The 12,089-nt window shown below is 65.0% G+C and carries 11 protein-coding genes; 4 read left to right on the forward strand and 7 right to left on the reverse strand.

The features are described from left to right. The 4 genes from WDM24_RS18650 to WDM24_RS18665 are packed head-to-tail and all read left to right on the forward strand — an operon-like array spanning nt 1 to nt 5,416. Nucleotides 1-3,285 carry an efflux RND transporter permease subunit gene (locus WDM24_RS18650; RefSeq protein WP_338832040.1) on the forward strand — a complete coding sequence of 1,095 codons (3,285 nt, stop codon included), beginning with the start codon at nt 1-3 and terminating at the stop codon, nt 3,283-3,285. Beyond that, nucleotides 3,286-4,758, forward strand: a complete 1,473-nt coding sequence (locus WDM24_RS18655; protein WP_414645735.1) for an efflux transporter outer membrane subunit — start codon at nt 3,286-3,288, stop codon at nt 4,756-4,758. It abuts the gene before it with no gap. Between the two features lie 8 nt (nt 4,759-4,766). Continuing rightward, on the forward strand, nt 4,767-5,078 hold the full coding sequence (locus tag WDM24_RS18660; protein WP_338832042.1) for a hypothetical protein: 312 nt from the start codon (nt 4,767-4,769) through the stop codon (nt 5,076-5,078). An 11-nt stretch (nt 5,079-5,089) separates the two neighbouring features. Next, nucleotides 5,090-5,416, forward strand: a complete 327-nt coding sequence (locus WDM24_RS18665) for a BA14K family protein (protein ID WP_338700489.1) — start codon at nt 5,090-5,092, stop codon at nt 5,414-5,416. A 12-nt stretch (nt 5,417-5,428) separates the two neighbouring features. On the opposite strand, the gene WDM24_RS18670 is transcribed toward WDM24_RS18665, so the two are convergent. The 7 genes from WDM24_RS18670 to aroQ form a co-directional block, all read right to left on the reverse strand. Further along, nucleotides 5,429-6,112, reverse strand: coding sequence for a hypothetical protein (locus WDM24_RS18670; protein WP_338832043.1), 684 nt, complete (start codon nt 6,110-6,112; stop codon nt 5,429-5,431). A gap of 214 nt (nt 6,113-6,326) precedes the next feature. Next, entirely contained in the window at nt 6,327-7,418 is a 1,092-nt protein-coding gene (locus tag WDM24_RS18675; protein ID WP_338832044.1) for a sensor histidine kinase, read from the reverse strand. Then, nucleotides 7,415-7,855: a response regulator gene (locus WDM24_RS18680; RefSeq protein ID WP_166294873.1), complete on the reverse strand. Its 441-nt coding sequence runs from the start codon at nt 7,853-7,855 to the stop codon at nt 7,415-7,417. The genes WDM24_RS18675 and WDM24_RS18680 overlap by 4 nt, the downstream gene beginning before the upstream one ends. Continuing rightward, nucleotides 7,852-9,378: a sensor histidine kinase gene (locus WDM24_RS18685; RefSeq protein WP_338832045.1), complete on the reverse strand. Its 1,527-nt coding sequence runs from the start codon at nt 9,376-9,378 to the stop codon at nt 7,852-7,854. The genes WDM24_RS18680 and WDM24_RS18685 overlap by 4 nt, the downstream gene beginning before the upstream one ends. A gap of 101 nt (nt 9,379-9,479) precedes the next feature. Next, nucleotides 9,480-10,838, reverse strand: a complete 1,359-nt coding sequence (gene accC, locus WDM24_RS18690) for an acetyl-CoA carboxylase biotin carboxylase subunit (RefSeq protein WP_338832046.1) — start codon at nt 10,836-10,838, stop codon at nt 9,480-9,482. Between the two features lie 24 nt (nt 10,839-10,862). Continuing rightward, the gene (gene accB / locus WDM24_RS18695; protein ID WP_338832047.1) at nt 10,863-11,339 is read right to left on the reverse strand and encodes an acetyl-CoA carboxylase biotin carboxyl carrier protein; all 477 of its coding nucleotides are present in this window, start codon (nt 11,337-11,339) and stop codon (nt 10,863-10,865) included. A gap of 52 nt (nt 11,340-11,391) precedes the next feature. After that, nucleotides 11,392-11,865: a type II 3-dehydroquinate dehydratase gene (aroQ, locus tag WDM24_RS18700; RefSeq protein ID WP_338832048.1), complete on the reverse strand. Its 474-nt coding sequence runs from the start codon at nt 11,863-11,865 to the stop codon at nt 11,392-11,394. Nucleotides 11,866-12,089: the final 224 nt, after the last annotated feature.

Here is a 12,089-nt window from a genome sequence, read left to right on the forward strand (position 1 = left end):
ATGGATCCGTCAACGCCCTTCATCCGCCGGCCGGTCGCAACCACGTTGTTGACCTTCGGACTTGCGGCCGCCGGCATTGTCGCGTTCTTCAAGCTGCCGGTGTCGCCGCTGCCGCAGGTGGATTTTCCGACCATCTCGGTGCAGGCGACGCTGCCCGGCGCCAGCCCGCAGGACGTCGCGACCACGGTCGCCAGCCCGCTGGAGCGGCATCTCGGCCAGATCGCCGACGTCAGCGAGATGACCTCGTCGAGCTCGGTCGGTCAGACCCGGATCACGCTGCAGTTCAACCTCAATCGTGACATCGACGGCGCGGCGCGCGACGTGCAGGCCGCGATCAACGCGGCGCGGGCCGATCTGCCGACCAGCCTGCGCAGCAATCCGACCTACCGCAAGGTCAATCCGGCCGACGCGCCGATCCTGATCCTGACGCTGACGTCGGATACGCTGACGCGCGGCGCTCTCTACGATGCCGCGTCGACGGTCTTGGCGCAGAAGCTGTCGCAGGTCGAGGGCATCGGCGAGGTGGTGGTCGGCGGCAGCTCGCTGCCCGCCGTCCGCGTCGATCTGATCCCGCAGGCGCTCTACAAATACGGCATCGGGCTGGAGGATGTCCGGGCGGCGCTGTCGAGTGCCAACGCCCACAGCCCGAAGGGCGGCATCGACGTCGGCGACCAGCGCTACCAGATCTACGCCAACGACCAGGCCAACAAGGCCGACGACTACAAGCCGCTGATCGTGGCCTACCGCAACGGCGCGCCGGTCCGCGTCTCCGACGTCGGCGAGGTGACCGACGGCGTCGAGAATTTGCGCAACGCCGGGCTCGCCAACGGCAAGCCTGCGGTACTGCTCATCCTCTACCGCCAGCCGAACGCCAACATCATCAGTACCGTTGACCTGGTGAAGGGGCTGATGCCGCAGCTGCAAGCCTCGATTTCGCCGGCGATCGACATCGGCCTTGCCGTGGACCGCTCGACCACCATCCGCACCTCGCTCAGGGACGTGGAGCGGACCCTCGTCCTGGCCGTGCTGCTTGTCATCATCGTGGTGTTCGCGTTCCTGCGCAATGCGCGCGCCACATTCATTCCCGTCGTGGCGGTCTCGGTGTCGCTGGTTGCGACCTTCGGGGCGATGTACCTGTTCGGCTACAGCCTCGACAATCTGTCCCTGATGGCGCTGACGGTTGCGACCGGCTTCGTGGTCGACGATGCCATCGTCGTGCTGGAGAACGTCACGCGCTACATCGAGGACGGCTTGAGCCCGCTCGAGGCGGCGTTGAAGGGCGCCAACGAGGTCGGCTTCACGGTGCTGTCGATGAGCGTCTCGTTGATCGCGGTGTTCATCCCGATCCTGCTGATGCAAGGCATTGTCGGCCGGCTGTTCCGCGAATTCGCGATGACGATCTCGATCTCGATCCTGATCTCGCTCGCGGTCTCGCTCTCGACCACGCCGATGATGTGCGCGGTACTGCTCAAGCCGGACAAAGGCGGCCACGGGCGGCTCTATTGGGCCAGCGAGCGCTTCTTCGAGGCGATGCTGAATTTCTACCGCAGGACGCTGACCGCAGCGCTTGCGCATCCGCTGTCGGTGATGCTGATCCTGGCGGCGGTGTTCGGCCTCAACTTCTATCTCTACGACGTGATCCCGAAGGGCTTCTTCCCGCAGCAGGATACCGGGCGGCTGGTCGGCTCGATCCAGGCCGATCAGAGCGTCTCGTTCCAGCTGATGCAGCAGAAGCTCGCGCAGTTCGTCGGCATCATCAAGCGCGATCCGGCGGTGGAGACGGTGGTCGGCTTCACCGGCGGCGGGCAAACCAATTCCGGCTTCGTGTTCGTCTCGCTGCGTCCGCTCGACCAGCGCAAGATCGGCGCCGACGGCGTGATCTCGCGGCTGCGGCGTGAGATGTCGGTGGTGCCCGGCGCGAGCCTGTTCCTGCAGGCGGTGCAGGACATCAGGGTCGGCGGACGGCAGTCCAACGCGCAGTATCAGTACACGCTGCAGGGATCGACGCTGGAGGAGCTCAATGAATGGACGCCGAAGATCGCGGCGGCCCTGCAGCGCGATCCGAACCTGGCCGACGTCAACAGCGACCAGCAGAACAAGGGCCTGGAGTCCGATCTCGTGATCGACCGCGACGCCGCGGCGCGGCTCGGCATCACGGTCAGCCAGATCGACAACACCCTCTACGACGCCTTCGGCCAGCGGCAGGTGTCGACCATCTATGTCGCGCGCAGCCAGTACCACGTCATCATGGAGGTCGCGCCGCGCTACTGGCAGAACCCGCAGACGCTGAAGGACGTTTATATCAGCACGTCGGGCGGATCGGTCGGCGGCTCGCAGGCCACCAACGCGGTGGCGGGCACGGTGGCGGCGCCGGGGACCTCAAGCGCCGCCAATTCGGCCAATGCCCAGGCCGCACGCAATCAGGCCACCAACTCGATCGGGTCGACCGGGAAGGGCGTGGCTTCGACCGGTTCGGCCGTCTCGACCAGCAGCGAGACCATGATCCCGCTGTCGGACGTCGCCGCCTTCAAAGAGGGCGCGACGCCGCTTGCGGTCAATCACCAGGGCCTCCTGGTCGCCAACACCATCTCGTTCAACCTGCCGCCAAACGTGTCGCTGAGCACCGCGGTCGGAAGCATCGAGGCGACCATGAACCGGATCGGCGTCCCGGCCACGATCCGCGGCACCTTCCAGGGCTCTGCGAAGGCGTTCCAGGATTCGCTCGCCAACCAGCCATTCCTGATCCTGGCAGCGCTGGTGACGATCTACATCGTGCTTGGTGTGCTCTACGAAAGCTTCGTCCACCCGCTGACGATCCTGTCGACATTGCCCTCCGCAGGTGTGGGCGCCTTGCTGGCGCTGATGGCATTCAAGACCGAGTTCAGTATCATGGCGCTGATCGGCGTCATCCTGCTGATCGGCATTGTGAAGAAGAACGCCATCATGATGATCGACTTTGCGCTGGAGGCGGAACGCAAGCGCGGGCTGGAGCCGCTCGAGGCGATCAGAGAGGCGTGCCTGCTGCGCTTCCGTCCGATCATGATGACGACCATGGCCGCGCTGCTCGGGGCGGTGCCGCTCGCCATCGGCATGGGCGACGGCGGCGAGCTGCGGCAGCCGCTTGGCATCGCCATCGTCGGCGGGCTGCTCCTGAGCCAGGTCCTCACCCTCTATACGACCCCGGTCATCTACCTCTATCTCGATCGGTTCCGCTTGTGGGCCCAGCGCGTCCGCCGCGGCGGCGCCGTGCGGACGCCGGGCTCCTCACTTCAACCGGGCGAGTAAATGCCGACAGTTGCAGCGTTGCGAAATCTTCAGGTGTTGCGGAAACCGGTCCGGTTGCTGCGCGTGGCGGCGTTTGGCGGCCTCAGCCTTGGTCTGTCCGGGTGCATTCCCGGGGCGGAGAAGCCCGAACTCAGTCTCGAAGTGCCGGCGAGCTATCGTGCGGCCGCCAAGGGCGATGCCGATGCGGCGGTTCCGGCGCTCGCCTGGTGGCGCGGCTTCCGCTCGCCCGAGCTGACCGGGTTGATGGAATCCGCGCAGCTCTACAATCTCGACATCGCGGCGGCGATCGCCCAGATCGTCCAGGCCGACGCCCAGGTCGGCGTTTCCGGCGCCGCGCTGCTGCCTTCGGTCTCGGGATCGGCGAACGCCGAGCGCGAAAAGCTGGCGACAGGATCGAGTTCGTCGCTTGGCAGCAGCGGGACGTTCTCGCAATACAGCCTGGGGCTCAGCGCGAGCTATATCGTCGATTTCTGGGGCAAGAACCGCGCTACGCTGGCGGCGTCGGAGGAGAGCGCCACCGTCTCCCGCTACAATCGCGAGGTGGTCGCGCTGACCACGATGGCAACGGTGGCCAATACCTATTTCCAGGTGCTGGCGGCGCAGGACCAGATCAAGGTCACCCGCCGCAATCTGGCGGCGGCCGAGCGCATCCTTGCATTGATCAAGTCGCAATTCGCCGGCGGCACCGCCTCGCAGCTCGATTTGTCGCAGCAGGAGGCGCTGGTCGCGACGCAGCGCGCGGCGATCCCCCCACTCGAGGTGACGGTCGGGCAGAACATCGCGGCGCTCGCCGTGCTGGTGGCGCGCGCGCCGGCCAATTTCACGGTGCGCGGCGGCTCTACCACGCAGATCGCGGTGCCGCGCGTGACGCCGGGAATGCCGTCGGAGCTGCTCTACCAGCGGCCTGACGTCCGCGAAGCCGAGGCGCAGCTCGCGTCCTCCAATTTCAGCGTTGATGCGGCGCGCGCGGCGTTCTTCCCGCAGATCCAGCTGACCGGCACCACCGGCTTCCAGAGCGCGGCGCTCGCCTCGCTGTTTGCGCCGGGCGCCTGGTACTACACGCTCGCCGCCGGGCTGACGCAGCCGCTGTTCGACGGCTTCCTGCTCGAAAGCCAGCTGAAGCTCGCCAAGGGCCAGCAACTGCAAAATCTGCAGGCCTATCGCAAGGCGGTGCTGTCGGCCTTCGCCGATGTCGAGAAGGCGCTGATCGCGCTGCAGAAGTACACGCTGCAGGAGCGCCTTCAGTCCGATGTGGTGGCGAGCTCACGCAAGGCGTTCGAGGTCTCGGAGACGCAGCTGCGCGGTGGCACGGTCAATCTCATCACCGTGCTGCAGACGCAGCAGACGCTGTTTACGGCTGAACTGAACCTGGTCACGGTGAGGCTCAACAAGCTGCTGGCGGCGAGCAGCCTGTTCCAGGCGCTCGGCGGCGGCTGGACGCCCGCCGGCACGCTGGCGGCGGCGGTGCAGTGAGGTCGGTCATGCAGCGGTTCGTCACACTCGTCGTCGTCATCCTCGTCATCGCGCTGGGCACGCCGCTCGGCACAGCCCGGGCACAGCAACGTGCGCCGAACAGCGTTCCGCTCGCCTTCGGCATGAACGCCGACCAGGCCAGCCAGTCGCTGGGCGTTCCCCTGAATTACGTTCGCGGCACGCCGGGCAATGAATTGTTCGTCGCGCTGCCCAACGTCAGGGGCAGCGTGCTGTCGAGACGCAGCGACGGGCTCTATCTGCAATTCGGCAAGGGTCGCCTGATCGCCTGGAAGGGCGATTGGGGCACCAATCCGCAATGAGGGCTTTGGCCATGACTGCCATGAGGGGACTGATCGCCTGCGCCGTCATCGCGCTCAGCGCGGCCGCGGCATCGGCACAGGAGCGGCCGCTGCGCTACGGCAGCACCGGCGGGGCGTATTTCGACGGCCGCGACGACGACCGCGATTTCCGCAGCAACGGATATTTTCCGGGCAGCTTTGCCGCCGATCCCTTCAGTGCAGGGTTCGGGGCGGCGGGCCTGTTCGGCTCGACGCCGTGGCATCAGGCGCGGCCGTATCCGTCGCAGGTGATCTTTGGCGCGCCGTGTCAGGACTGCCGCCCGTACCGGACGCGGCGGCACCGCGACAGGCAGGATTGAGAGGCGGGTGTTTTAGCCCTGAATGCGCACAAGCTCGTCGATGATGCGCGGCTTCATCCAGCCGACCTTGTCGACGATCTCCTGACGAAGCGTGTCCTTCTCCGTCTCATATTGTTCGCGCGTGATGCCGCCTTCGCCGCCGGTGGCCGTGACGCCGTATAATTCCAGTGCAGCCTCGTGGCGCGCCTTCCATGCGGTCACGTGCTTGGCCAGGACGTCAGTGACGGCAGGCACGGTGCCGGGATGGCCGGCGATGCCGCACATTTGCCTGGTGCGCTCATCTGCCGCCAGCATCAGCACGTTCCAATCGTCGAAGCCGATCAGGTTCAGGCTCGCATAGAGGAAGGCGCCATCCTCGCCGTCCCAGATGGTGTGGTCGATTACCAGGAAGGGGACGGCGCGGCAGTAGGCGTAGCGGGCGGTCATGTCGCGGTTGAAGGCTTCAGAGCGTTCATCGAGCCGCTTTTTCGCCGCGGCGAACATCGCGATGTAGTCCTCGGCCGTCTTTCTGATATTGCGCGGATCGTCGGGGTTGAAGCCGAGATCGCGCAGCATCGCACCGACCTTCGGATCGTCCCAGATATCCTTGGGAAAGACCCGCGTCACGCCATCCGCGTCAGGTGTCGGACGCATCAATTCCTGGAGTTCGCCAAGGGTGTGCTGCTTCTTCCCGAACGTGATCCTGCGCCCGAACATGGGTAGCGCCTCCTGCCAAGCTGGTAGCGGGATTTTCGCAATCAACGTCGATTTGTTTCTTAATAGGGCGGAAGGGCGACATTCCGATCGAACAACAGGATGACGCAGCCGTTAACGCCAACACGACAAATCGATCCAATCCGCTGCAGGCTCCGGCTATCGGTTCGACGCGTTTTCTTCACGCGAACCGGTATCCACTTCGCTCGAAAACGCTTTAACTCGCGGCGGCGCTTGTCGATTTCGCCAGCGCCGGGCTGACGCGGGCGAACCGCAGTACGAACCGGGTGCCCTGGTGGTTCGGGTCGCGCTCGACGCTGGCGTCGAGCTTGGCGGCCATCGCGGTGACGATGCGCTGGCCCATGCCGGTGCCGCGCGGGTCGGCCATATCGGAAAAACCGACGCCGTCATCGCTGATCGAAAGCTGCAAATCCTCGGCCTGCGGCTTCAGCTCGACATGGATCGGACCGGCGCCGTCGGGATAGGCGTATTTCACGGCGTTCATCACCAACTCGTTGACGATGATGCCGATCGCGACCGCGCGGTCGGGGTCGATCTCGATCGGGGCGGCCTTCAGCGTCAGCCGCGACATCTTGTTGCCTTCGGCCGAGCGCCTGAGATCCTCGAGCAGCGCCTCGAGATACTGGTTGAGCATCACCGTCTTGAAGTCGTGTGAGGTATAGAGGCGGCGGTGCACTTGCGCGACCGCGGCAACCCGGCCCATGGCGTTGGTGAGCGCCGCCTTGACGTCCTGCTGGCTCGCGGAATTGGCCTGCAGATGTAGCAGCGATGCGATGATCTGCAGCGAATTGCCGACCCGATGGTTGACCTCGCGCAGCAGAACCTCGCGCTCGGCGGCGAGCGCGGCGTAGCGGTCGCGCGAGGCGTGGACCTCGGCCTCGGCCTCGTCGCGCGCCTTCTGGATCGCGGCCTGCCGGATTGCGCCGTTCACCGCGACCTGAAGCAGGGGAATGAAATCACCCCTCGCGTCCTTGACCAGATAGTCGGCCGCGCCGGCCTTCAGCGCGGTGACCGCGATCGCCGAATCCTGCGAGGCGGTGACGAACACCACCGGTGGCGCGTCCGCGATCTTGAGGATCTGCTCCAGCGTCTCCAGCCCGTCGAGGCCGGGCATGTACTGGTCGAGCGCGATGACGTCGATGCCGCCCTGGGCGAGCCGGTCGAGGCCTTGCTGGCCGCTTGCGGCGTGCACGACCTTGAAACCCGCGCGCGTCAGCCTGCGTTCGACCAGGCGCGCCAGCGCCGCGTCGTCGTCGATATAGAGCAGTGTCGGCGTTGCGCTGGTCATATCGAAGCAGGTGGCACCTGAATCACGGAAAAGAACAGGCCAAGCTGGCGAATGGCGTTGGCAAAGCTTTCGTAGTTCACCGGCTTGGTGATGTAGACGTTGCAACCGAGTTCGTAGCAACGCTTGATCTCCTGGGAGTCGTCCGTCGTGGTCAGCACGACCACCGGCGTCGCCTTGAGATACTTGTTCTCCTTGACCCGCCGCAGAATATCGATGCCGCTCGTGTCAGGCAGATTGAGATCAAGCAGGATGAGCAGGGCCTGCCCCTTGCGCTCGACCGCGCTGCCATCCTTGCCGAACAGGTAGTTCACGGCCTCTGTACCGTTGGTGAACGGGACGATCTCATTGTTGACACCTGAGCGCCGGATATTGCGCTCAATCAGGCGGGCATGGCCCTCGTCGTCCTCGATCATGATGATGGTGACTGGATCGCTCATGATTCCTTATCCCGGTGCTTGCCTGACCAATTGATCGGCAGCGTCACTGTGAATGTGCTGCCGTTGTGAAGTTCCGATGCTACCGACATGGTGCCGCCCAGTCTGCGCACAAGTGCGCGGACATGGGCAAGCCCGATGCCCTGACCGGGCTTGTCCTGGGTTCCGGCGCGGCGGAACAGGTCGAAGATGCGCTGGTGGTCCTTCGGGTCGATGCCGCGGCCGTTGTCGGTGACCTCGAAGATCGCGAAGCCGAGCTTGGTGCGGCCCTCGATCGCGATCTCGCCGGGGACACCGTCCTTGAGATATTTGAGCGCGTTGTCGATCAGATTGGAGAAGATCTGCTCCAGCGCGAGGCGGTCGCTGACGAGGTTGGGCAACGTGCCGACCTCGATGGTCGCATTGGCCTCGACCGCCTGATGGGCGACCGTCTTGACGATGCCGTCGATCAGTTCGCGAAGATCGATCCGTTCGGGCTTGAACTCGCGGCGGCCCTCGCGGGTGAGGTTGAGGATCGCGCTGATCAGGCGGTCCATCTTGGCGATCGACGACTTGATGAAGCTGAGCGACTCGTTGAAATCGTCGGATAGCTGCTTGTCGGAGCCTTCGAGTTCGGGCTCGGCCACGTCGGGGGCGTCTTCCATCGCCGGCGCCAGCGACGCGGAGCGATTGAGCGTGGCGATGCGCTTGAAGATGTCGCCGCGCAATTCCTCCAGCTCACTGGTGAATCCCATGATGTTGACCAGCGGCGAGCGCAAATCATGGCTGACGATGTAGGCGAAGCGCTGGATTTCCTCGTTGGCCTCGCGCAGGTCGGCGGTGCGCTCGTCGACGATGGTTTCGAGATTGACGTTGCTGTCGCGCAGCCTGGCCTCGGCCTCGTCGCGCGCCCGCGACGATAGACGCAGCAGCACGATTGCGAATCCCGCGAGCGCCAGCACCATGCAGGAGCCGGCGATCGTGACTGAGGAGGCCAGCACCTGGGTCCTGTCCGCGGTCGCGGTGCGCATCGCCAGCAGGCGATCCTCCTCGGTGCGCATGTCACGGCCGATCCGGGCGATCGCCTCGATTGCCTCGGTCGATGTGCCCTTGCGCAGGATGTCGATGCTGGTCGCGACGTCGTTGTTCTTGACGCGCTCGATACCGAGCGCGAACTCGGCCAGCCGTTGCTCGACGGCGGCCTTGAGCTTTGCGGCATTGGCGACCTGCGCCGGATTGTCGACGGTCATCATCTGGAGATGATTGAGCGCGGCCGGGATTCCTTCCGCAGCAGATTCATACTCGGACAGGTATTGTGGTGCCGATGTCAGCAGATACGCCCTGGTCGCACTTTCGGCGCGCCTGATATCGACCAATAGGTTGGCGACCTGGCTTTCGACCTCGACGGTGTGGACCACCCAGGCGTTGTCCTCGCGCGCCTTGTTGACCAGGATGACCGACGCCACGCTGATCGCGACCAGCACGAAAAATCCCGCCGAAAGCAGCAGGATCTGGAGCGTCGACCTGCGTCGTGAAACCGGTGTCACGACGTTCTCATCTCGGGAGTGGGATTCAGTGCGTCCCCGTGGAAAGCCAATAACCCCTCAATTACGTTTGAACAGGGCGCTGGGTTCCACGGAGTTCCGAACTATTTCGGGGCGTCGGATGGCTGGCCGGCGAGGTACTGCTCCAGCCAGTGAATGTGGTAGTCGCCTTCGATGATGTCGGGCTCGCGCACCAATGCGCGGAACAGCGGCAGCGTCGTCTCGATGCCGTCGACCACCATCTCGTCGAGCGCCCGCCGCAGCCGCATTAGGCACTCGCCGCGGGTCTTGCCGTGTACGATCAGCTTGCCGACCAGCGAATCGTAATAGGGCGGGATCACGTAACCTTGGTAGACCGCGGAGTCGATCCGCACGCCGAGGCCGCCCGGCGGATGGTATTGCGTGATCCGTCCCGGCGACGGACGGAAGGTCTCCGGGTTCTCCGCATTGATGCGGCACTCGATGGCGTGGCCGATGATCGCGATGTCGCTCTGCTTGGCCGGAAGGTCGCCGCCGGCCGCAATCCGGATCTGCTCCAGCACCAGATCGATATCGGTGATGCTTTCGGTGACGGGATGCTCGACCTGGATACGCGTGTTCATTTCGATGAAATAGAACTCGCCGTCCTCATAGAGGAATTCGATGGTGCCGACGCCGAGATACTTCATGTCCCGCATCGCCTTGGCGCAGGTCTTGCCGATCCTGGCGCGGGCGGCTGCCCCGAGCACCGGCGAGGGGCCTTCCTCCCAGACCTTCTGGTGGCGCCGCTGCAGCGAGCAGTCGCGCTCGCCGAGATGGATGGCGCCGCCGCGGCCGTCGCCGAGAATCTGGATCTCGATGTGGCGCGGCTTCTGCAGGTATTTCTCCAGATAGACCGAGGCGTCGCCAAACGCCGACTTGGCCTCGTTGGACGCGGTCGAGAGCGCCAGCGCGAGGTCGGCCTCGGTGTGAGCGACCTTCATGCCGCGCCCGCCGCCGCCGGCCGCCGCCTTCACCAGCACCGGGAAGCCGATCTCCTTGGCGATCGCCATGGCGTCGTCGTCCGCCGTCACCGCGCCGTCGGAGCCGGGCACCACGGGAATGCCGAGCCGCTTGGCGGTCTTCTTGGCTTCGATCTTGTCGCCCATCAGGCGGATGTGCTCGGCCTTCGGTCCGATGAAGCCCAGATTGTGGTCGGCGAGGATCTCGGCGAAGCGCGCGTTCTCGGACAGGAAGCCGTAGCCGGGATGCACGGCGTCGGCGCCGGTGATCTCGCAGGCTGCGAGCAGCGCCGGCACGTTGAGATAGGAATCCTTCGACGGCGGCGGACCGATGCACACGCTCTCGTCGGCGAGCCGCACATGCATGGCGTCGGCGTCGGCGGTGGAATGCACCGCGACGGTGGAGATGCCGAGCTCCTTGCAGGCGCGCAGCACGCGAAGCGCGATCTCGCCGCGATTGGCTATGAGGATCTTGTCAAACATCGCAGCGCCTGGTGTTGACGGAAGCTATTCAATGATGACGAGCGGCTCGCCGAATTCGACCGGCTGGCCGTCCTCGATGAGGATCTGGGTCACGGTGCCCGCGCGCGGCGACGGGATCTGGTTCATCGTCTTCATCGCCTCGATGATCAGAAGCGTCTGGCCGGCCGAGACCTTGGTGCCGACTTCAATGAACGGCTTGGCGCCCGGCTCGGGCGCCCAATAGGCGGTGCCGACCATCGGCGAGGGCACTGCGCCCGGGTGCTTTGCGAGGTCGGTCGCAGCCGCAGCGGCCGGGACGGCCACCGGCGCGGCCACCGCATGCACGGCGGGCACGGAGGCTGCGATACTGATATTGCGCGCGACGCGGACGCGCAGCCCGGCACGCTCGATCTCGATCTCGGTCAGGTTGGTCTCCGCGAGCAGCAGGGCGAGCTCGCGAATGAGCGCGCTGTCGTCGCTCTTGGATTTTGCCGCTGATTTGTCGTCTGGCTGGCGCGCCATGTTGTTTGATCCAAAATCTCTGTCTGATGACGGGGGACGTCAGGAGTGACGATTAAGCCTTTGCCTTGGCATCGGTCTTGGTACCAATCTTGGTGGCGAGGCCGATGATCGCAAGCCGGTAGCCATCGATGCCGAAGCCGCAGAGCGACGCGAACGCGGCTTTAGCAGTGAACGAGTGGTGCCGGAAGCTCTCGCGGGCGTGGATATTGCTGACATGGACCTCGACGGCGGGAATCTTGACCGCAACCAGCGCGTCATGCAGCGCGATCGAGGTATGGGAGTAACCGCCGGCATTGATGATGATGCCGACCGCCTTCTTGGCGTGGGCCTCATGGATGAAGTCGATCAGTTCACCCTCGCGGTTGGACTGCCGGCAGTCGGCGGCAAGCCCGAACTGGCGTGCGGTGTCCGCGCACAGCTTCTCGACGTCGGCGAGGGTGGCGTGGCCGTAGGTCTCCGGCTCGCGCGTCCCCAGCAGATTGAGGTTCGGGCCGTTCAGCACATAGATCGTTCCGGCAGCAGCCATTCCAGGGGTTCCGGACAAGGGTTCCGACAAGGGGTGAAGTGGGCCGGGTTATAGGTAACAACCGGCCGCAGGGGAAGTGTTTAGGTGAAATCGGAATGTCTTCAACAGCTTCCTCCGCCCTCTCAGGTGGCTGCCGTAACCTACGGAAATTGCTGATTAACCAAATCTCGCGGAAGGCGACTTCCGCCGGCGCTCCCGTGAGCCATCCACTGCCGCGAGGGGCG

It is taken from the genome of Bradyrhizobium sp. 27S5, from assembly GCF_037217225.1.
Lineage (GTDB): Bacteria > Pseudomonadota > Alphaproteobacteria > Rhizobiales > Xanthobacteraceae > Bradyrhizobium > Bradyrhizobium septentrionale.